This is a genomic window from Variovorax paradoxus EPS (assembly GCF_000184745.1).
GTDB classification, from domain to species: domain Bacteria; phylum Pseudomonadota; class Gammaproteobacteria; order Burkholderiales; family Burkholderiaceae_C; genus Variovorax; species Variovorax paradoxus_C.
Map to the genome: position 1 here is coordinate 3,708,739 of NC_014931.1, position 19,238 is coordinate 3,727,976.

Genomic DNA, 19,238 nt, shown 5'->3' on the forward strand with positions numbered 1-19,238 from the left:
CTTTTCTTGCTCCCTCTCCCGCTTGCGGGAGCGGGTTGGGGTGAGGGCCAGCAGCGCAGACGTGAGGACGCGGCCATTGCACAGGCCGTCTGCCCTCACCCTAGCCCTCTCCCGCAAGCGGGAGAGGGGACAAGACATCGAATACGTCATAGCGCGAGACCCAATAAAGATTGCTGCAGTTGCGCATCGGCGGAGAACGCCGCCATCGAGCCGCTGTGCACCACGCGGCCGTTGTCCATTACCGCGACGTTGTCGCCCAGGCGCTGTGCGAAGTTGATGTTCTGTTCGACCAACAGGATCGTCACGCCGCTGCGCTTCAACTCAGCGAAGGCGTCGATCATGTTGTTGATCATCACGGGCGCGAGGCCCTTGCTGGGCTCGTCGATCAGGAGCAGCTCGCGCGGCTCCACGATGGCGCGCGAGACCGCGAGCATCTGCTTCTGTCCGCCCGAGAGCTTGCCGGCCGGGTGGTTCCAGAACTTCTCGACCGCGGGAAAAAGCTTGAAGATCCACTTCAGGCGCGTGTCGTCGATCTGCCCGGCATTCTTGGCGCCGCGCGCGGCGAGCAGCATGTTCTCCTTCACCGTGAGGTCGGAGAAGATGCCCATGTTTTCGGGCACATAGGCGATACCGAGGCCGGCGATCTGCGGCGTCTGCAGCGCGGTGATGTCCTTGTCGGCGAAGCGCACCCTGCCTTGCGATGCATGCCACAGGCCCATGATGGTTCGCAGCGTGGTGGTCTTGCCCGCCCCGTTGCGGCCCAGCAGCATGGTGAGCTGGCCCTTGGGCACGGCGAGGTCTACGCCATGCAGGATGTGGTAGGCCCCGATGTGCGTCTGCACGCCTTCGAGGGTCAAAAGATTCAGAGCGGTCATCGGCTTTGCTCCTTCCCCTTCCGGGGGAAGGTTGGGATGGGGACAAGCGGCGCTTGCGAAGCCGCGGCTATGTGGAGGCCGCGAGCCCCCACCCCTGCCCTCCCCCGGGAGGGGAGGGAGAAATTCAAATTCATCAGGCGCGTCATGCAGCCGCCTCCTTCGCGATGCCCAGGTAGGCCTCCTGCACCACCGGCGAGGCGATCACCTCGGCCGGTTCGCCATCGGCCACCAGCGTGCCGTTGTGCAGCACGATGATTCGGTCCGCGAGTTCGCGCACCACGTCCATCTTGTGTTCGACCAGGAGGATGGTCTTGGTCTTGTCCTGCTTGAGCTTGCGGATCAGGTCGAGGATGACCGGCGCCTCGGCCGCGTTCATGCCAGCCGTGGGTTCGTCGAACATGAAGACCTTGGGCTCCAGCGCCATGAGCAGCGCCACCTCCAGCTTGCGCTGGTCGCCGTGCGGCAGGCTCGCGACCGTCGCGTGTTCGCGCGACTTCAGCGCCACGTCCGCGAGGATCTGGTCCGCGCGCTCGGTCAGCGCCTTGTGGTCGCTCCAGATGCTCCAGAGGTTCAGGCCCCGCCGGTGCGCGCCCTCGCGCGTGGCCTGCACCGCCAGCCGCACGTTCTCCAGCACCGTGAGATTGGGGAACAGGTTGGTGAGCTGGAAGGCCCGCCCCAGCCCCGCGTGCGTGCGCGCGGACGGCGACAGGCCCGAGAGCGATTGCCCGTCGAGCGACACCGTGCCGGCGCTCGCCTTGAGCTGCCCCGAGATCAGGTTGAAGTAGGTGGTCTTGCCCGCCCCGTTGGGGCCGACGATGGCCGTCAGCGTGCCCGGCGCGAAGGCGCAGCTCACGCTGTTGACGGCCACGTGCCCACCGAAGCGGATGGTCAGGTCTCGGGTCTCAAGCATCGTTGGTCATTGCGAAAAGAAAAGGTGTCTGTCGATGTCGACCAGCCTCAGCAGGTGCCGATCACGTAGTAGTTCGGGCCGGTCTGCTTCAGTGTGGTGGTCACATAGATGTTCCACAGGCCCATCGCCTGCGCCGAACCGTAGGCGTACGTCAGGCCCCACAACGCATACGCGCGGCCCGCCAGCGTGTGCGCATAGTTGCTCGCGGTGTAGCAGGTGCCGCCGGTGCCGCCCGAAGTGGTGGTGCCGGTGGCGGCCGTCGACATCGCGCCCTGCGCGTTGCTCGCGTCCAGCGCCGCCACGGTCCAGCTGTAGGTGGTGGATGCGGCCAGGCCGGTGTCGGTGTAGTTGGTGCCGGCAACGGGTGCCGCGTTGACCTTGCTCCCGCCGCGGTACACGTTGTAGCCCGTGGCGCCCGAGACGCCGGCCCAGCCGATCACCATGCTGCTGGCGGTCGCGCCCGAGGTGCCCACGCCGGTGGGCGCCGGCAGCGACGAGCCGCCGCCCGAGCTGGTCACGCGGTCGACCATGGCCTTCATCGCCGCCATCTGCGGGCCCGACTTCTTCGCGTAGTTCGCGCTGTCGTAGCCCCACCAGTCCCAGCAGCTGTTGGTGGCCGCGGTGCTGGTCTGCGGATAGATCAGCACGATGTTGTTGGTGTCGGCCCAGCGGTTGTAGCCGGTCTTCTTGACGTACTGGTCGCCCACGTCGGTGTAGTTCTGCTTGCAGCCGTGCAGCACCAGGTGCACGCGGCACGAGGCGGTGGTGCAGGCCTGCGGCACGTAGATCCACCCCGTGGCGGCCGCGCCGTGGCCGGTGATGAACTCCGACTGGTTGAACTCGGTGAAGGTGCCGCCCAGCGTGCCGTTGTTGCGCGGGTTCAGCGGGCCGTAGAGGTGCGTGAGGATCTCGCCCGCGAGGTCGAAGCCGCAGTTGTTGATGTAGGGCGAGGCGGTGGCGCCGCACGCGCCGCCGTAGTCGTCGGTGACCATCGCGTGGCCCGCGCCGAGGTTGTTCTTGTAGACCGTGTTGGCGGCCGGCACGAAGCTCTGGTAATAGGTCTTCAGGTCGTCCATCACCGCCTGCTTGACGGTGTTGTCGGCGGTGCCGGAGAAGAGGTAGACCTTGGAGCCGGTCATGTTCGACACCGGATCGATCGTGCCGCTCGCGGCCCAGCTGTTGGTGGTGCTCACGAGCGTGGACACCGGGATGCTGGTGCTGTGCGTCATGCAGCGCCCCGTGGCATTGAGCACCGAGCCTTCGGCGCAGTAGTACGGGCCGCCGGCCACGATGCCGGCGCCGCGCTTGAAGGTGGCCGAATAGGCCACGTGCAATTGCACCGCCATGAAACCGCCGGCCGAGAGGCCCGACACGCTCACCTCCGCCGGGTTGGCGTTGAGCGCCGGCAGCGGCACCGCCGCCAACGCGGCATGCGCCGCCACCGTCATTGCCGCGGCCGCGGCCAGTCCCTTCCAGTTCCTTCTCATCGCTTGCATCGCTGTCTCCTTGTGTTGTGGGTATCGAACGCTTGCTTGCAGACTGACGAATCGGCCGTGGATCGCGCCGGCCTCGCGCGGACGCAGGCTGGCGCTTCGCCCGGCGGCCATCCGGGGCGAAATGGGAGCGGCGCTTTCTTGCGCGCCGCGCGGGGTCATGGGGTCAGGGGGCGATCGCGCCGTGTCGATCAGCGCTTGTTCTTGATCGGGATGTCCATTTCCTCAGGCTTGATCTCATGGACCAGTTCGGGCACGCCCCAGGCGAACGCCGGGTCGACCTTGATCTTGAAGTGGTACATCGACTGCATCGCCTGATGGTCTTCCTTGCGGAAGGTCATCTTGCCCTTGGGCGTGTCGAAGCTCATGCCTTCCATCGTGCTGATGAGCTTGTTGGTGTTGGTGTCGCCGCCCGTCTTCTTGAGCGCCGTCACCACCGCCATCGCCGCCGAGAAACCGCCGGCGGTGAAGAAGTCCGGCGGCGTCTTGAACTGCTTGTAGTGCGCCGACACCATCGCTTCGTTCACCGGGTTCTTCGGGATGCCGAAGTAGTAGTACGCGGCGCCCTCCATGCCCGGCAGCGCCTTGTACGCGGCCATGGCCGGCAGGATGTTGCCGCCGGTGGCGATCTCGATGTTGTAGCGCTTCAAGTCGAGGTCGACGATCTTGAACGGGTTGCCCGCGCCGGCCCAGACGATCCAGATGATCTTGCGGCCCGGCTGATCCTTCAGCTTGTCGATCAGGCGCTGCGCACCGGCGGTGAAGTCGGTGGTCGCGGGCGGCAGGTACTCCTCGTGCACCAGCTTCGCTTTCTTGAGCGCGGCACCGAAGGCCTTCACTCCGTCGCGGCCGAAGGCGTTGTCCTGCGCGAGCGTGGCGACGGTGACGCCGGCCTTGTCGACCGCCACCGCATTGGAGATCGCGTCCTGGCTCGAATTGCGGCCGGTGCGGAAGATGTACTTGTTCCACTTGTCGCCGGTGATCGAGTCGGCCACGGCCGGCTCGACCAGCAGGATCTTCTTGTATTCCTCGGCCACCGGCAGCATCGCGAGCGCGACGCCCGAAGCGGTCGGGCCGACGGCCAGCGCGGCCTTGTCATCCGAATACGCGGCGGCGAGCAGCGACTTGCCGAGGTCCGGCTTGCCCTGGTCGTCCTTCTCGATGACCACGAGCTTCTTGCCGTTGACCGTCATCGTGCCGCCGGTGGCGTAGTCCAGGCCCATCGCGAAGCCGGTCTGGGTCTGCTTGCCGTAGGCCTCCAGCGGGCCGGTCTTGCTGTAGATGTGGGCGATGCGGATTTCGTTGGACTGGGCCCAGGCGGGGGCGGCCGCGGCGCAGGCGGAAAGCGCGGCCAGCGCGACGAGGTGGCGACGGATCATATTTATGTCTCCTGAAAGTGGTGACTGAATATTGCACAGTTCGTGCCACCCGCTCAACTCATTGATAACAAAGGTTTCTTCATTGGGAAGAAGCCTTTGGCGCCTGATTTCAGAACACTTGTAGTGTTTGAATTTCAGGCAATTGTCTTTTTATCAGTCAGGGTTTACCAAGAGCTTTGCGCGCCGCGATCCAACGCTGGAATTCGCGCTCGGCCTGCATCCGGAATTCATTTCGCGTGTGGTTGCAGATGGCGTGGGCAAGACGGCGATGCTTCTGGTTGCGCACGCCGCCCAGCGTCGAGTCGATGAGGTGCTCGATGGTCGCGGACTCGGGCCGGCCGTGCGGCTCGTCGAAATCCATGGGGAGGCCGCACCAGTGGCAGTTGGGGCCGAAGGTGGAGCGGAGGGCGCGGACGCTCATGACGATTGCCCCTGGCTCGTCATGCGCTCGTACAAGGTCGCACGCGAAATGCCGAGCAGCCGCGAGGTCGCAAGCTTGTTTCCGCCCGTGCTGGCCATGGCGGCCGCGATAGCCTTGCGCTCCAGCTCGGCGACTTGCTGCGCCAGCGGCCGCAGCAGCGCGGCTTCTTCGTCGCCATTCGCATGCGACAGGTCGGGCAGCTCGATCTGCTCCAGCCCCGCTTCCCGCAGGATGCGTTCGAGCTGCACGGCATCGATGCGTTGCGAATCGCTGCGCATCGTCACCTGCTCCAGCACGTTGCGCAGTTCGCGGATGTTGCCGCGCCAGTGCTGGCCGGCGAGCAGCGCGAGCGCATCGGGCGTGAGTTCGGGCGGCGCCTCGCCGCTGCGCAGCGCCATGTCTTCGCCCAGCGCCTCGACCAGCGCGGGGATGTCGCTGCGCCGCTCCCGCAGCGGCGGCACGCGCAAGGGCAGCACGTTGAGGCGGTAATAAAGGTCTTCGCGGAACAGGCCACGCCTCACCAGCTCAGGCAGGTCGCGCGAGGTGGCGGTGATCACGCGCGCATCGAAGGGCACGAGCTTGTTGGAGCCGAGCGGCTCGATCTCGCCCTCCTGCAACGCGCGCAGCAGCTTGGCCTGCAGGCCGAGCGGCATGTCGCCGATCTCGTCGAGAAAAAGGCTGCCGCCGTCGGCCAGCTTGAACTTGCCTTCGCGCCCTCGCCTGTCGGCGCCGGTGAAGGCGCCGGGTGCGAAGCCGAAGAACTCGGCTTCGAGCAACGTGTCGGGCACGGCCGCGATGTTGACGCTGACGAACATGCCCTTGGCCCGCGCCGACGACGCGTGAATTGCATGCGCCAGCAGTTCCTTGCCGGTGCCGGTCTCGCCCAGCAGCAGCACCGGGCTGGTCGACTGCGCCGCGCGGCGCGCATGGCGCTTCACTTCCACCGCGGCTGGGCTGCTGCCGATGAAGCTCGCGAAGGTGTACTTGGAGCGCCGCTGGCCGTCGGGCGCGTGCTGGTAGAGCGGGTTGTTGCGCTGGCTGGCGAGCTCGCGCCGCGCGTCGTCGAGGTCGCGCTGCAGCAGCGCGAACTTGCTGATGAGCGGCTGCAGCGTGGTCTCGGGCTGGTCGAACAGCACGATGCCGATGGCGCCGATCACATCGCCCGCGCCGCTTTCGGGACCGTCGCTCTCTGCACGCAGCGGAATGCGGCTGACCACGAAGGTGCCCGCCTTGTTGGTGAGCAGGTCCACAAGGATCGGCTCGCCGGTTTCGAGCACGCGGCGCATCTGCGTGTTGGGGATCACGTCCTCGACCATGTGCCCCATGAATTCGTCGATGGACGAAAAACCCAGCGCCGGCAGGAAGCGCCGGTAGCCCTCGTTGACCCACACGATGCGCCCGCTGCTGTCGACCAGGAACATGCCCTGGCTGATGCTGGAGAACAGATGGAACATCGAGCGCGCGGCGAGCGCGAGGATGCCTTCGGCATCGAGGGGCAAGGCGGGGGGAGCAGGCATGGGCGGATCGTAACTGTGCATCGAAAGACAACAAATCCGGCGTCGATGCAGAGCCGGAAATGCCTGGAACGGCGTCGAAGAAAAAAAGCCTTCAGGAAGCCTTAACTAAATCAATCGTTTGATTTCGCCCGTGGTTTAATGCCGGGCATGAACGCGAGGGATCCCATCATTTCCACGCCGCCTCGTGCGCCCCGTGCACCGCGCGCCGATGGCGCCGAGGCGCGCCATCGGCTGCTGCACACCGCGCTGCGGCTCTTCGCGCAAAAGGGTTTCGCCAAGACCTCCACCCGCGAGATCGCCCGCGAGGCCGGGGTCAACATCTCGGCCATCAGCTACTACTTCAGCGACAAGAACGGCCTGTACGGTGCCTGCTTCACCGAGCCGATGGGCGGCGACTCCGACGACCTGGTGGCGATCTTCAGCACGCCCGACCTCACGCTCGAAGAGGCGCTGCGCATCTGCTTCACCTCGGTGATCGAGCCGCTGAAACAGGGCGAGATCGTGCGGCAGTGCATCCAGCTGCACATGCGCGAGATGCTGGAGCCGACCAGCCAGTGGGCCAAGGAGATCGAGCGCGACATCAAGGGCCCGCACCGCGCCATCGTCGAGCTGCTGTGCCGCCACCTGAAGCTGGAGCGCGCCGACGACGACATCCACCGCCTGACCTTTGCGATCACGGGGCTGTCGATGCAGCTCTATGTGAACCAGGATTTCATCGAGGCGGTGCGCCCGTCGCTCCTGCGCACGCCGCGCAGCATCGACACCTGGGCCAACCGGCTCACCGTCTACGCGCTGGCGCTGGTGCAGGCCGAAGCCGCGCGCCGGCAGGCCCTGACCGCCGACGAGAAAGCCGCAGCAACCGCGCCTGCCGCCTCCCCGGCACGCGCCGCGAGAAAGAAGACATGAGACGACTCCGACCGATTGCCTCCCTCTGCCTCCCCCTGGCGCTGAGCCTCGCCCTCGTGGGCTGCGGCCTCACACGCCCGCCGGCCAAGGTCGAGGCGCCCTTCCCTCCGCAATGGAATGCGCCCCTGCCCCATGGCGGCTCGCTCGCATCGCTGGCCGACTGGTGGCGCCAGCTCGACGATCCGCTGCTGGTCGAGTTGATCGCCGCGGCCGAAAACGCCAGCCCCAACCTCGCGAGCGCCGCGGCGCGCGTGGCCGAGGCGCGCTCCACGCGCGTGCAGGCCGGCGCGGCGCTGCTGCCCAGCCTGGACGGCACGGCGTCGGCGAGTCGGGGCGTCTCGGGCTCGTCCTTCAGTGGGGGCGGCGCGAGTTCTTCTTCATCCGGCAGCAGCTCTGCCGCAGCGGCCACGGCACCGCTCACCACGCTGCAGGCCGGCCTGCAATCGAAGTGGGAAATCGACCTCTTCGGCCGCCTGCGCGCCGACCGCGATTCGGCCCAGCAGAAGCTCGACAGCGCGACCGCCAAATGGCACGACGCGCGCGTGGCTGTCGCGGCCGAAACCGCCAACGCCTATTTCGCCGAGCGCGCCTGCCGGCAGCAACTGCGCGTGTCCGAATCCGATGCCAAGTCGCGCAGCGAAACCTCGCGGCTCACCGACCTGTCGGCCGGCGCCGGCTTCACCGCACCGGCCGACGCGGCCCTCGCCCGCGCCAGCGCCTCGGACGCTTCGGGCCGCCTCACGCAGCAGCGCGCGCAGTGCGCGATCCAGCGCAAGGCGCTGGTGGCGCTCAGCGGCATCGACGAACCCACGCTCGCGCAGAAGCTCGCCGTCTCGCACACGCAGCGCGCGCTGGTGGTGATGGGCGGCATCGAGAGCGTGCCGGCGCAGGCGCTGTCGCAGCGGCCCGATGTGTACGCGGCCGAACTCGCCGTGGCATCGGCCAGCGCCGATGTGGGCTCGGCGGAGGCCGAGCGCTATCCCAAGCTCAGCATTTCGGGTTCGATCGGCCGCACGCAGATCCGCACCAGCGGTTTTCGCGAGTCGCTGGAGACCTGGACGGTCGGGCCGGTGTCGCTCACCGTGCCGCTGTTCGACTTCGGCGCGCGCACGGCCAACACCAATGCGGCCAAGGCGCGCTACGCCGAGGCCGTGTCGCTCTACCGCGCGAACGTGCGGCAGGCGGTGCGCGAGGTCGAAGAAGCGCTCGTCAACCTCGACGCCACCGAAGCCCGCACCACCGATGCCGACAGCGCGGTGAAGAACTACCAGGCCTCCTTCGACGCCACGCAGGCGCGCTACAGCAGCGGCCTGGCCAGCCTGTTCGAGCTGGAAGACTCGCGCCGCACCCTCTTCGCCGCGCAGACCGCGCGCGTCACGCTGCAGCGCGAACGCGCCGAAGCCTGGGTTTCGCTGTACCGCTCGATGGGCGGCGGCTGGAACCGGACCGACTCGTCAGCGTCCTCGTCAATGACCTCTTCCTCGACCTCTACGGTTGCGACGTCACCATGAAAACAATGAAGCGTTCCACCCTCGTCATCGCGCTGCTGGCGCTCGTCATCGTTGTCATCGCGGCCGTGTGGCTCGTGCGCAGCAAGCCCTCGGGCACGCCCGCCGAGCAGGCCGCGGCGGCCAAGGCCAAGGACGCCAAGGACGGCGCGCCAGGCCCCAAGCCCGCGCTCACCGTCACCGTCGCCAAGCCCGAAGCCACCGAACTGACCGTCACGCTCGCGGCCAACGGCAACGTGGCCGCCTGGCAGGAGGCCGTGGTCGGCTCCGAGTCCAATGGCCTGCGGCTCGCCGAGGTGCGGGTGAACGTGGGCGACGTGGTCAAGAAGGGCCAGGTGCTCGCGGTCTTCTCGCCCGAGACGGTGCAGGCCGACATCGCGCAATCGCGCGCCTCGCTGGCCGAAGCCCGCGCCACCGCGGCCGATGCCGCCGGCAACGCCGCGCGAGCCCGCACGCTGCAGGCCACCGGCGCGCTGAGCCAGCAGCAGATCAACCAGTACCAGACGACCGAGCAGACCGCCAAGGCGCGCGTCGAAGCCGCCGAGGCCGTGCTGGCCGCGCAGCAGGTGCGCGGGCGCAACACGCAGGTGCTGGCGCCCGACGACGGCGTGATTTCCGCGCGCACCGCCACGGTCGGCAGCGTGGTCGCGGCCGGCACCGAACTGTTCCGCCTGATCCGCCAGGGCCGCCTCGAATGGCGCGCCGAAGTCACCTCGGCCGAGCTCGCCCGCATCGCGGTCGGCACGCCCGCCTTCGTGGTCAGCGCCAGCGGCGCGCAGGTGCGCGGCAAGGTGCGCAGCATCGCGCCGACGGTCGATCCGCAGACGCGCGCCGCGCTGGTCTACGTCGACTTGCCCACGGTGCTGCAGAACACGGGCGTGAAGGCCGGCATGTTCGCGCGCGGCGACTTCGACCTCGGCCGCAGCTCGGCGCCCACGGTGCCGCAGGCCTCCATCGTTCCGCGCGACGGCTTCAACAACGTGTTCGTGCTCCAGCCCGACAACCGCGTGTCGCAGATCAAGGTGCAGATCGGTCGCAGGTTGAACGACCGCATCGAGATCACCAGCGCGCTGCCCGAGGGCGCGCAGGTCGTCGTGCAGGGTGCCGGCTTCCTGAACGACGGCGACCTGGTGCGCGTGGTGGCGGCAACGCCGCCGGCTGCGGCCCCTGCCCTGGCACCGGCGGCAGCCCAGCCGGCGAAGCCCGCGGCCTCCGCCGCGGTCGCCAAGTAAGACAAACAAGGACACGCTCATGAACGTTTCCGCCTGGTCCATACGCAACCCGATTCCGGCGGTGATGCTGTTCGTGCTGCTCACCTTCGGTGGGCTGCTGTCGTTCAACGCGATGAAGGTGCAGAACTTTCCGGACATCGACCTGCCGACCGTCACGGTCTCGGCGTTGCTGCCCGGTGCCGCGCCTTCGCAGCTTGAAACCGACGTCGCGCGCAAGCTCGAGAACTCCATCGCCACCGTGCAGGGCCTGAAGCACATCACCACCAAGGTGCAGGACGGCGCCGCCACGCTGATCGTCGAGTTCCGCCTCGAAAAGCCCGTGCAGGAAGCCGTGGACGACGTGCGCTCCGCGGTGCAGCGCGTGCGCGCCGACCTGCCCGCCGACGTGCGCGACCCGGTGGTCACCAAGCTCGACCTGGCGGGCCAGCCGGTGCTGGCCTTCACCATCGCCTCGACGCAGATGGACGCCGAGGCACTGAGCTGGTACGTGGACAACGACGTCACCAAGAAGCTGCTCGCGCTGCCCGGCGTGGGCGCGGTGAACCGCGTGGGCGGCGTCACGCGCCAGGTGCACATCGACCTGGACCCCGGCAAGCTGCAGGCGCTGGGCGCCTCGGCCGCCGACATCTCGCGCCAGCTGCGCCAGGTGCAGGTGGAAAGCGCGGGTGGCCGCTTCGACCTGGGCGGCAGCGAACAGCCGGTGCGCACGCTCGCCACCGTGCAGTCGGCCGACCAGTTGAACGACATCCAGATCGTGCTGTCCGACGGCCGTCGCGTGCGGCTCGATCAGGTGGCGCGCATCAGCGACACCATCGCCGAGCCGCGCTCGGGCGCCTTGCTCAACGGCAAGCCGGTGGTGGGCTTCGAGGTGGCCCGCAGCCGCGGCGCCAGCGAAGTGGAAGTGGGCCACGCGATACAGAAGGCGTTGGGCGAGATGCGTGCGCAGCGCCCCGACATCGAGCTGACCGAAGCCTTCAACTTCGTCGACCCGGTGGAAGAGGAATACAACGGCTCGCTGCACCTGCTGTACGAAGGCGCCATCCTGGCGGTGATCGTGGTGTGGCTCTTCTTGCGCGACTGGCGCGCGACTTTTGTCTCGGCCGTGGCGCTGCCGATGTCGGTGATCCCGGCGTTCATCGGCATGTTCGTGCTGGGCTTCTCGGTCAACGTCATCTCGCTGCTCGCGCTCTCGCTGGTGGTCGGGATATTGGTGGACGACGCGATCGTGGAGGTCGAGAACATCGTGCGGCACCTGCGCATGGGCAAGACGCCCTACCAGGCAGCGATGGAGGCGGCCGACGAAATCGGCCTGGCGGTGATCGCCACCACCTTCACGCTGATCGCGGTGTTCCTGCCCACGGCCTTCATGAGCGGCGTGGCCGGCAAGTTCTTCAAGCAGTTCGGCTGGACGGCCTCGCTCGCGGTGTTCGCCTCGCTGGTGGTCGCGCGGGTGCTCACGCCGATGATGGCGGCCTACATCCTGAAGCCCATCGTCGGTGAAGAAAAAGAGCCCGGCTGGCTGCGCTGGTACATGCGCGCCGTGGAATGGAGCACCCACAACCGCTTCAAGACGATGGTGCTGGCCACCCTCTTCTTCTTCGGCTCGCTCGCGATGATCCCGCTGCTCAAGACCGGCTTCATTCCGCCGGATGACAACTCGCAGACGCAGATCTACCTGTCGCTCGCGCCGGGTTCCACGCTCGCGCAGACCACGGCCGCGGCCGAGGAAACGCGCAACCGCGTGATGAAGATCGACCACGTGAAGAGCGTCTACACGACGGTGGCCGGCGGCAGCGCGGGCGGCGATCCGTTCGCGAGCTTCGGCACGCCCGAGACGCGCAAGGCCACGCTCACCATCAAGCTGGACGAGCGCGGCGACCGGCCGCGCAAGCAGGTGATCGAGAACCAGATTCGCACCGCCCTGGAAACCCTGCCCGGCGTGCGCAGCACCGTGGGCCTGGGCGGCTCGGGCGAGAAGTACATCCTGGCGCTCACCGGCGAAGACCCGGTGGCGCTGGCAACCGCCGCCAGCGCGGTCGAAAAAGACCTGCGCACCATCGCGGGCCTGGGCAACATCACCTCCACCGCGAGCCTGATCCGCCCCGAGATCGCCGTGCGCCCCGACTTCGCGCGCGCCGCCGACCTGGGCGTGACCAGCGCCGCCATTGCCGAGACGCTGCGCGTGGCCACGCTGGGCGACTACGACCAGTCGCTCGCCAAGCTCAACCTCGCGCAGCGGCAGGTGCCGATCGTGGTGAAGCTGGAAGACTCGGCGCGCAAGGACCTCGACCTGCTCGGCCGCCTCTCGGTGCCCGGCGCACGCGGCCCCGTCATGCTGAGCCAGGTGGCCTCGCTCACGATGGAAGGCGGCCCGGCCGTCATCGACCGTTACGACCGATCGCGCAACGTCAACTTCGAGATCGAACTCTCCAGCGTGGGCCTGGGCGATGCGAAGACCGCGGTGATGGCGCTGCCCTCGATCCAGAAGCTGCCGCCCGGCGTGCGCGTGACCGAAGTGGGCGATGCGGAAGTGATGACCGAGCTCTTCGCAAGCTTCGGCCTCGCGATGCTCACCGGCGTGCTGTGCATCTACATCGTGCTGGTGCTGCTCTTCAAGGATTTCCTGCACCCGGTGACCATCCTGTGCGCGCTGCCGCTCGCGCTGGGCGGCGCGTTCGTGGGCTTGCTGATCGGGCAGAAGGCGCTGTCGATGCCCTCGCTGATCGGACTCATCATGCTGATGGGCATCGCGACGAAGAACTCGATCCTGCTGGTGGAGTACGCCATCGTGGCGCGCCGCGACCACGGCATGAGCCGCTGGGACGCGCTGCGCGACGCCTGCCACAAGCGGGCGCGGCCCATCATCATGACCACGCTCGCCATGGGCGCCGGCATGCTGCCGATCGCCGTGGGCTTCGGCGCCGCAGACTCCAGCTTCCGCTCGCCGATGGCGATGGCGGTGATCGGCGGGCTGATCACCTCGACGGTGCTGAGCCTCTTGGTGGTGCCGGCGGTGTTCACCTACATCGACGACATCGAGCACTGGATACGGCGCACCGTGCGCAGGCTGCGTGGGCAGCCGGCCGATCCGCACATCGACGACGACCTGCGAGAAAACCCGGCCGACGACGGCGGCACACCGGCTCGGACCAGCGCCTGACAACCCCGAGCCGAGCGACCGACCCATGAGCGTCTTCTCCGCCTGGCCATACATCGTGCTCATTGGGGTGGTGCTCGTCGCGCTGGCCCTGCCGGTCTTCCGCGCCGCCGACGAGCCGGCGTCGCGCGACCAGCGCACCACAACGCTCGACGGCCTGCGCGGCTTTCTCGCGCTGAGCGTCTTCGTGCACCACCTGATGGTGACCCACGGCTACCTCGATAACGGCGTGTGGACCTTTCCACCGACGGGCTTTCCGACTCAGCTCGGACAGGTCGGCGTAGGGGCCTTCTAAGCGTGCGCGGTCCGGGCTACGGGGCCTGCCCGCGGCGCAGGCCGCCAACCCTGAGCGTTCTCGCGCCGGTCGCGGCGGCTTGAAGCGCCACAAAGAAAAATGCCGCGGGGCCAAGGCGCCGCGGCATCGTTGAGGAGAAAGGCGCGTCAGGCGTCCAGCTGCGCCAGCCGCTTCAGCTTGCGTTCGCTCATGCGCTTGGCCAGGCGCGGCAGCACCAGCACGGCCACCACGACGATCACCAGCGCGATCGACATCGGACGCTGGAAGAACACCGCCGCACTGCCCTCGCCGATCGACATGGCGTTGCGCAATTGCGCTTCGGCGAGCGGCCCGAGGATCATGCCGACCACCACGGGCGCGGTCGGGAAATCGTAGCGCCGCATCACCACGCCCAGGAGGCCGATGCCGTAGAGCAGGAACAGGTCGAATGCGCTCTGGCGCATGCCGTAGGCACCCACCGTCGCGAAGATCAGGATGCCGGCGTAGAGCTGCGGCTTCGGAATCTTCAGGAGCTTGACCCACAGGCCCACCATCGGCAGGTTCAGCACCAGCAGCATCACGTTGCCGATGTAGAGCGAGGCGATCAGCGCCCACACCAGCGCGGCCGAGGTGGTGAAGAGCTGCGGACCCGGCTGGATGCCGTAGTTCTGGAACGCGCCCAGCAGGATGGCGGTGGTGTTCGAGGTCGGGATGCCCAGCGTGAGCAGCGGAATCAGCGCGGCCGTCACCGTCGCGTTGTTGGCGGCTTCGGGGCCGGCCACGCCTTCGATGGCGCCGGTGGTGCCGAACTCGGCCTTGGCGTCCTTGTCCTTGGCGAGCTTCTTTTCCATCGCATAGCTCAGGAAGGTCGGGATCTCGGTGCCGCCGGCCGGGATGCAGCCGAACGGCGTACCGATGGCGGTGCCGCGCAGCCAGGCGGGAATCGAGCGCTTCCAGTCGCGCTTGCTCATGTGCACGCGGCTCAGCTTGTTCTGGCCCTCGACCACCTTGCCCTCGTAGAGCACGGCGTAGAGCACCTCGGCCACCGCGAAGAGGCCGACCGCGACCAGCACGATCTCGATGCCGTCGAGCAGCTCGGGCACACCGCCGGTGTAGCGACCCTGGCCCGAAATCTGGTCGAGGCCCACGCAGCCCGCGGCGAGGCCGACGAACAGCGCCGTCATGCCGCGCAGCGTGCTCTTGCCGAGCACCGCGCTCACCGTGGTGAAGGCCAGCAGCATCAACAGGAAATACTCGGGCGGCCCGAGCTTGACCGCGAACTCGGCCACGAACGGCGCGAACAGCGTGACGATGACGGTGGCGATGGTGCCGGCCACGAAGGAGCCGATGGCCGCGGTGGCGAGCGCCGCGCCCGCCCTTCCGCTCTTGGCCATCTTGTTGCCCTCCATCGCGGTCACCATGCTGGCGGTCTCGCCGGGCGTGTTGAGCAGGATGGACGTGGTCGAGCCGCCGTACATGGCGCCGTAGTAGATGCCCGAGAAGAAGATCATCGAGGCCGTGATGTCGACCTTGCCGGTGATCGGCAGCAGCATGGCCACGGCCACCGCCGGGCCGATGCCGGGCAGCACGCCCACGGCCGTGCCCAAGGCACAGCCGACCAGGCACCAGAGCAGATTGACGGGCGTGATGGCGGCGCCGAAGCCCGCCATGAGTGCGTTGAAGATTTCCATGTCAGAGCCACCCAGTGGAAGTGAGGCCGGGCAGGTTGATGGCCAGGAACTGCGTGAACATCCAGAACACCGGGGCGGCGATGAGCACGCCGGTGACGAAATCGATGACCCAGGTGCGCGGCGCGTTCACGCCGGCCTGCCCGCTTGCGCGGCGCAAGCCCTGCACCGCCAGCAGGTAGCACAGCGTGCAGCTCAGGATGAAGCCCAGGGTGGTGATCAGCGCCGCGTTGAGCAGGAGGCCCGCCGAGACCCAGACGAAGCCGGGCCAGTAGGCGCGGTCGGCGCCGGTGGGCGCGTCGAGTTCGCGAAAGCCGCCGGTGCGCGCTTCCCAGAGGATCCAGGCGCCGCAGAGCACGAGCACCACGGACACCAGCCAGGGCAGGAAGTTGGGGCCGACGCCGCCGTAGCCGGCTTCGGAGGAGATGCCGATGGCGCCGAACGCCAGCGCAAGGCCGGTGAGCAGGACGCCTGCGCCGACGAGCGTTTGCGGCCAGACGGCCGCCGCTTGGGCCGCCGAATCAGGCGGCGAGACCGAGGAATCTGGAGTTGTCATTTTTGCTCCCGGAATGTGGTGCTGGATTTGAAAACGGCACGCTGTCGTCTCTTGCGAGGACAGCGTGCCATTCGGCAGGCATTGGTGTGCCGGGGGTCAGACCATGCCGGACTTGGTCATGATCGCGCGGAGGCTCGCGAAATCGTCGTCGACGAACTTGGCGAAGGCTTCGCCCGACAGCACGGCAGGCGTCCAGTCGTTCTTCTTGAGCGACTCGGCCCACGACGAACTCTTCATGGCGGCCAGCACCATGTCGGTCAGCGCCTTGCGCTGCTCGGCCGAGATGCCAGGCGCGCCGTACACGCCGCGCCAGTTGCCGATTTCCACGTCGATGCCCTGCTCCTTGAGCGTGGGCACGTTGATGCCCGGCAGACGCTGGGCCGAGGTGACGGCAATCGCCTTCATCTTGCCGGCGGCGATGTATTCGGCGAACTCGCTGTAACCGCTGCCGCCGACGGTGACGTTGCCGCCCAGGATGGCGGCGGTGGCCTCGCCGCCTCCGCGGAAGGCCACGTAGTTGATCTTGGAGGGATCGGCGCCGACCTTCTGCGCGATCATGGCCGCGGCGATGTGCTCGGTGGAGCCGCGCGAACCGCCGCCCCACTTGACGCTGCCCGGGTCCTTCTTGAGCTGGTCGACCACGTCCTTCATGGTCTTCAGGGGCGAGTTGGCCGGCAGCACGAACACGTTGTATTCGGTGGTCAGGCGCGCGATCGGCGTGGCCTGTTCCAGCTTGACCGGCGGCTTGCCGGTGATGATGCCGCCCAGCATGACCGAGCCCATGACCATCAGCGCGTTGGCATCGCCCTTGGAGCCGTTCACGAACTGGGCCAGGCCCAGGGCGCCGGCGGCGCCGCCCTTGTTGTCGTAGGTGACGGTGTCGGCCACCTTGGCGTCGCTCAGGGCCTTGCCCAATGCACGGCCGGTGGTGTCCCAGCCGCCGCCCGGGTTGGCGGGGATCATCATCTTGACGTTGGCTGCGGCACGCGCCGAGAGCGGCAATGCGCCGGCGGCGGCCAGAGCGGCCAGGGACTTCAAAAAGGTATCGCGACGCATCGTGGTTGTCTCCAGGGGCTGAAAGGAAAGTGGCAGGAACCTGACTCGGACCTGAGCCGCTATCATGCGCCGCCCCGCTGTCAGTTGGCTGTCCGCCAGACTGGGGAAAACACCAAAGTATCCAATCAGCCCTCCCCCGTATGAAGCTGCTGCTGGTCGAAGACGATCCCTCGATGCAAATCACGCTGCAGCGCACGCTCGGCCGCCGCCGCATCGATGTGCGCGTGTGCGGCGATGGGGCCGAGGCGGTGGCGCAGTGGCGCGCCATCGAGCCCGACGTGGTGGCGCTCGACCTGAGCCTGCCCAACCTCGACGGCCTGCAGGTGCTGGCGCAGGCCCGCGCCGAAGGGCTGCGCACGCCGGTGCTGCTGCTCACGGCCCGCGGCACGGTGGGCGACCGCATCGTCGGCCTCAATGCCGGCGCCGACGACTACCTGCCCAAGCCCTTCGACCTGGACGAACTGGAAGCCCGTATCCGCGCGCTGCGCCGGCGCAGCCAGAGCGCCGGGCCCGACACGGGCCTGAACCCGCAGGAGATCGGCGGCCTGCGCTTCGAGCCCGACAACGGCGCCATCTACAACCGCGCCGACCTGCTGGAGCTCACGCCGCGCGAACTGGCGCTGATGAAGGCGCTGATGATGAAGCCGGGCCACGCGGTCACGAAGGAGCGCCTGTTCGAGCTGGTGTTCCCGGGCGAGACCGACGTGCAGTACGAAGCCATCGAGGTGGTGGTGTATCGCCTGCGCAAGAAGCTCGTGGGCACGGGCGCGGTGCTGATGACGATGCGCGGCCTCGGTTATCTGCTGCGGCCCGAGACATGAAGGCCGCATGAAGAAAGTGTCTTCGCTGCGCGCGCGGCTGCTGTTCGGCATCCTCGCGCCGGTGGCGGTGTTCATCGTGATCAACAGCGTGAGCCTGTACCGCCAGAGCCTCGCGGCCGCCACCACCGCCTACGACCGCACCCTGCTCGCTTCCGCCAAGACCATCGGCGAGCAGCTCGACGTGGAGGGCTACGACGAGAAGGCGCAGTTGCGCGCGATCGTGCCCTACTCCGCGCTCGAAGCCTTCGAGGCCGACAACCGCAGCCGGCTTTTCTATCGCGTGTCCGCGCTCGACGGCGACCTGATCTCGGGCTTCGCCGAGCTGCCGTTCTGGCGCGGACGCATTCCGGACCGAAGCGCGTATGCGGCGCTGGTCGATTTCTACGATGCGCAGTTCCGGGGGCAGCCCGTTCGTGTCGCGGTGCTGCTGCAGCCGGTGGCCAGCGCGCGCGGCCGCGGCATGGCCGTGGTGCAGGTGGCGGAAACGCTCGAGCTGCGCGAGACGCTGGTGCGCAAGCTGCTGCTCGACACGCTCTGGCGCCAGTTGCTGTTGATGGGCGTCATCGCGGGCGTCACGGTGTTCGTGGTGCATCGCGCGACGCGCTCGGTGCGCGAACTGGGCGAAGCGATAGAAGAGCGGCCGGCCGACGACCTCTCGCCTATCGATGCGCCCGACGCGCCGCGCGAACTGCGCCCCTTGATCGACGCCACCACCGAGGTGATGGGCCGGCTGCAGCGCCTGCTCGATCACCAGAAGCGCTTCGTGCGCGACAGCGCCCACCAACTGCGCACGCCGCTGGCGGTGCTCAAGGCGCAGGTGCAGTCGGCGCGCCGCGGCGATGTGGCGCCCGAGCAGGCCTTCGGCGAGATCAGCCAGACGGTCGAACGCGCCACGATGCTGGCCAACCAGATGCTCTCGCTCGCGAAGGTGGAGCAACTGCGGCAGCAACCCGAGTCGGTGACGCTGGACCTCGGCGACGTGGTGCGCGGCATTGCGCTCGACCTGTCGCCCCTGGTCGCCGACAAGGCGCTCGATTTCGAACTGGCCATCGACGAGCCGGTGGCCGTGCGCGCGCACCAGTGGATGCTGCAGGAGCTCACGCGCAACCTGCTGCACAACGCGATCAAGCAGAGCCCGCAGGGCGCGGCGCTGTCGGTCATCGTGCGCGCCGAGGGCGACCATGCCGTGCTCACCGTGCTCGACGAAGGGCCGGGCATTTCGCCTGAACTGCGGCAGCGGCTCTTCGCGCCCTTTTCCGCCGGCAACACCTCGAGCGGCTCGGGTCTGGGACTGGCGATCTGCCGCGAGATCGTGCTGGCGCTGGATGGGCGCATCGATCTGGACAACCGCACCGCGCAGGACAACACCGCACGCGTGGTCGGGCTGGATGCTGTCGTGCGCCTTCCGCTCTGGCGGCACAATTGAATTCCCACCTATGGAACCC

Annotated in this window: 16 protein-coding genes; 7 read left to right on the top strand and 9 right to left on the bottom strand. The window is 67.9% G+C overall.

Annotation, left to right across the window (positions count from 1 at the left end; genetic code table 11):
- Positions 1 to 146: 146 nt before the first annotated feature.
- The 6 genes from VARPA_RS17190 to VARPA_RS17215 all read right to left on the bottom strand — a co-directional run bounded on the left by VARPA_RS17190 (position 147) and on the right by VARPA_RS17215 (position 6,595).
- Positions 147 to 875: an ABC transporter ATP-binding protein gene (locus tag VARPA_RS17190; protein WP_013541853.1), complete on the bottom strand. Its 729-nt coding sequence runs from the start codon at positions 873 to 875 to the stop codon at positions 147 to 149.
- A gap of 142 nt (positions 876 to 1,017) precedes the next feature.
- A complete protein-coding gene (locus VARPA_RS17195) occupies positions 1,018 to 1,785 on the bottom strand; it encodes an ABC transporter ATP-binding protein (protein WP_013541855.1) in 768 nt (255 codons plus the stop codon).
- A 47-nt stretch (positions 1,786 to 1,832) separates the two neighbouring features.
- Complete coding sequence (locus VARPA_RS17200) at positions 1,833 to 3,281, bottom strand: PHB depolymerase family esterase (protein ID WP_013541856.1); 1,449 nt, start codon at positions 3,279 to 3,281, stop codon at positions 1,833 to 1,835.
- Between the two features lie 188 nt (positions 3,282 to 3,469).
- The gene (locus VARPA_RS17205) at positions 3,470 to 4,657 is read right to left on the bottom strand and encodes a substrate-binding domain-containing protein (protein WP_013541857.1); all 1,188 of its coding nucleotides are present in this window, start codon (positions 4,655 to 4,657) and stop codon (positions 3,470 to 3,472) included.
- Positions 4,658 to 4,814: 157 nt separating this feature from the next.
- A complete protein-coding gene (locus VARPA_RS17210) occupies positions 4,815 to 5,078 on the bottom strand; it encodes a hypothetical protein (protein ID WP_013541858.1) in 264 nt (87 codons plus the stop codon).
- On the bottom strand, positions 5,075 to 6,595 hold the full coding sequence (locus VARPA_RS17215) for a sigma-54 interaction domain-containing protein (RefSeq protein WP_041943725.1): 1,521 nt from the start codon (positions 6,593 to 6,595) through the stop codon (positions 5,075 to 5,077). The genes VARPA_RS17210 and VARPA_RS17215 overlap by 4 nt, the downstream gene beginning before the upstream one ends.
- A gap of 138 nt (positions 6,596 to 6,733) precedes the next feature.
- Here VARPA_RS17215 and VARPA_RS17220 point away from each other — a divergent pair, with 138 nt between their 5' ends.
- Genes VARPA_RS17220 through VARPA_RS17240 form a run of 5 tightly spaced genes read left to right on the top strand, consistent with a single transcriptional unit; the run spans position 6,734 to position 13,693 of the window.
- On the top strand, positions 6,734 to 7,501 hold the full coding sequence (locus VARPA_RS17220) for a TetR/AcrR family transcriptional regulator (protein ID WP_013541860.1): 768 nt from the start codon (positions 6,734 to 6,736) through the stop codon (positions 7,499 to 7,501).
- Positions 7,498 to 9,012 (top strand): efflux transporter outer membrane subunit, encoded by a 1,515-nt coding sequence (locus VARPA_RS17225; protein ID WP_013541861.1) that lies wholly within the window; start codon positions 7,498 to 7,500, stop codon positions 9,010 to 9,012. The genes VARPA_RS17220 and VARPA_RS17225 overlap by 4 nt, the downstream gene beginning before the upstream one ends.
- Positions 9,009 to 10,241, top strand: coding sequence for an efflux RND transporter periplasmic adaptor subunit (locus VARPA_RS17230; protein WP_013541862.1), 1,233 nt, complete (start codon positions 9,009 to 9,011; stop codon positions 10,239 to 10,241). Before VARPA_RS17225 ends, VARPA_RS17230 begins: the two co-directional genes overlap by 4 nt.
- Before the next feature lie 19 nt (positions 10,242 to 10,260).
- A complete protein-coding gene (locus tag VARPA_RS17235; protein WP_013541863.1) occupies positions 10,261 to 13,401 on the top strand; it encodes an efflux RND transporter permease subunit in 3,141 nt (1,046 codons plus the stop codon).
- A 25-nt stretch (positions 13,402 to 13,426) separates the two neighbouring features.
- Positions 13,427 to 13,693, top strand: a complete 267-nt coding sequence (locus VARPA_RS17240; RefSeq protein WP_013541864.1) for a hypothetical protein — start codon at positions 13,427 to 13,429, stop codon at positions 13,691 to 13,693.
- 146 nt (positions 13,694 to 13,839) lie between these two features.
- On the opposite strand, the gene VARPA_RS17245 is transcribed toward VARPA_RS17240, so the two are convergent.
- The 3 genes from VARPA_RS17245 to VARPA_RS17255 all read right to left on the bottom strand — a co-directional run bounded on the left by VARPA_RS17245 (position 13,840) and on the right by VARPA_RS17255 (position 16,972).
- Entirely contained in the window at positions 13,840 to 15,363 is a 1,524-nt protein-coding gene (locus VARPA_RS17245) for a tripartite tricarboxylate transporter permease (RefSeq protein ID WP_013541865.1), read from the bottom strand.
- Position 15,364: 1 nt separating this feature from the next.
- Positions 15,365 to 15,916, bottom strand: a complete 552-nt coding sequence (locus VARPA_RS17250) for a tripartite tricarboxylate transporter TctB family protein (protein ID WP_013541866.1) — start codon at positions 15,914 to 15,916, stop codon at positions 15,365 to 15,367.
- Between the two features lie 96 nt (positions 15,917 to 16,012).
- Positions 16,013 to 16,972 (bottom strand): tripartite tricarboxylate transporter substrate binding protein, encoded by a 960-nt coding sequence (locus VARPA_RS17255; protein WP_013541867.1) that lies wholly within the window; start codon positions 16,970 to 16,972, stop codon positions 16,013 to 16,015.
- A gap of 140 nt (positions 16,973 to 17,112) precedes the next feature.
- Between VARPA_RS17255 and VARPA_RS17260 the strand changes: the two genes are divergently transcribed.
- Positions 17,113 to 17,793 (top strand): response regulator transcription factor, encoded by a 681-nt coding sequence (locus VARPA_RS17260; RefSeq protein WP_013541868.1) that lies wholly within the window; start codon positions 17,113 to 17,115, stop codon positions 17,791 to 17,793.
- Positions 17,794 to 17,800: 7 nt separating this feature from the next.
- Positions 17,801 to 19,219 carry a sensor histidine kinase gene (locus VARPA_RS17265; RefSeq protein WP_013541869.1) on the top strand — a complete coding sequence of 473 codons (1,419 nt, stop codon included), beginning with the start codon at positions 17,801 to 17,803 and terminating at the stop codon, positions 19,217 to 19,219.
- Positions 19,220 to 19,238: the final 19 nt, after the last annotated feature.

Coding starts and splice junctions, on each gene's coding strand:
- VARPA_RS17210 (WP_013541858.1), bottom strand. CDS start 5,078: ATGAGCGTCCGCGCCCTCCGCTCCACCTTCGGCCCCAACTGCCACTGG.
- VARPA_RS17245 (WP_013541865.1), bottom strand. CDS start 15,363: ATGGAAATCTTCAACGCACTCATGGCGGGCTTCGGCGCCGCCATCACG.
- VARPA_RS17220 (WP_013541860.1), top strand. CDS start 6,734: ATGCCGGGCATGAACGCGAGGGATCCCATCATTTCCACGCCGCCTCGT.
- VARPA_RS17265 (WP_013541869.1), top strand. CDS start 17,801: ATGAAGAAAGTGTCTTCGCTGCGCGCGCGGCTGCTGTTCGGCATCCTC.
- VARPA_RS17200 (WP_013541856.1), bottom strand. CDS start 3,281: ATGCAAGCGATGAGAAGGAACTGGAAGGGACTGGCCGCGGCCGCGGCA.
- VARPA_RS17260 (WP_013541868.1), top strand. CDS start 17,113: ATGAAGCTGCTGCTGGTCGAAGACGATCCCTCGATGCAAATCACGCTG.
- VARPA_RS17250 (WP_013541866.1), bottom strand. CDS start 15,916: ATGACAACTCCAGATTCCTCGGTCTCGCCGCCTGATTCGGCGGCCCAA.
- VARPA_RS17195 (WP_013541855.1), bottom strand. CDS start 1,785: ATGCTTGAGACCCGAGACCTGACCATCCGCTTCGGTGGGCACGTGGCC.
- VARPA_RS17235 (WP_013541863.1), top strand. CDS start 10,261: ATGAACGTTTCCGCCTGGTCCATACGCAACCCGATTCCGGCGGTGATG.
- VARPA_RS17240 (WP_013541864.1), top strand. CDS start 13,427: ATGAGCGTCTTCTCCGCCTGGCCATACATCGTGCTCATTGGGGTGGTG.
- VARPA_RS17215 (WP_041943725.1), bottom strand. CDS start 6,595: ATGCCTGCTCCCCCCGCCTTGCCCCTCGATGCCGAAGGCATCCTCGCG.
- VARPA_RS17230 (WP_013541862.1), top strand. CDS start 9,009: ATGAAAACAATGAAGCGTTCCACCCTCGTCATCGCGCTGCTGGCGCTC.
- VARPA_RS17225 (WP_013541861.1), top strand. CDS start 7,498: ATGAGACGACTCCGACCGATTGCCTCCCTCTGCCTCCCCCTGGCGCTG.
- VARPA_RS17255 (WP_013541867.1), bottom strand. CDS start 16,972: ATGCGTCGCGATACCTTTTTGAAGTCCCTGGCCGCTCTGGCCGCCGCC.
- VARPA_RS17190 (WP_013541853.1), bottom strand. CDS start 875: ATGACCGCTCTGAATCTTTTGACCCTCGAAGGCGTGCAGACGCACATC.
- VARPA_RS17205 (WP_013541857.1), bottom strand. CDS start 4,657: ATGATCCGTCGCCACCTCGTCGCGCTGGCCGCGCTTTCCGCCTGCGCC.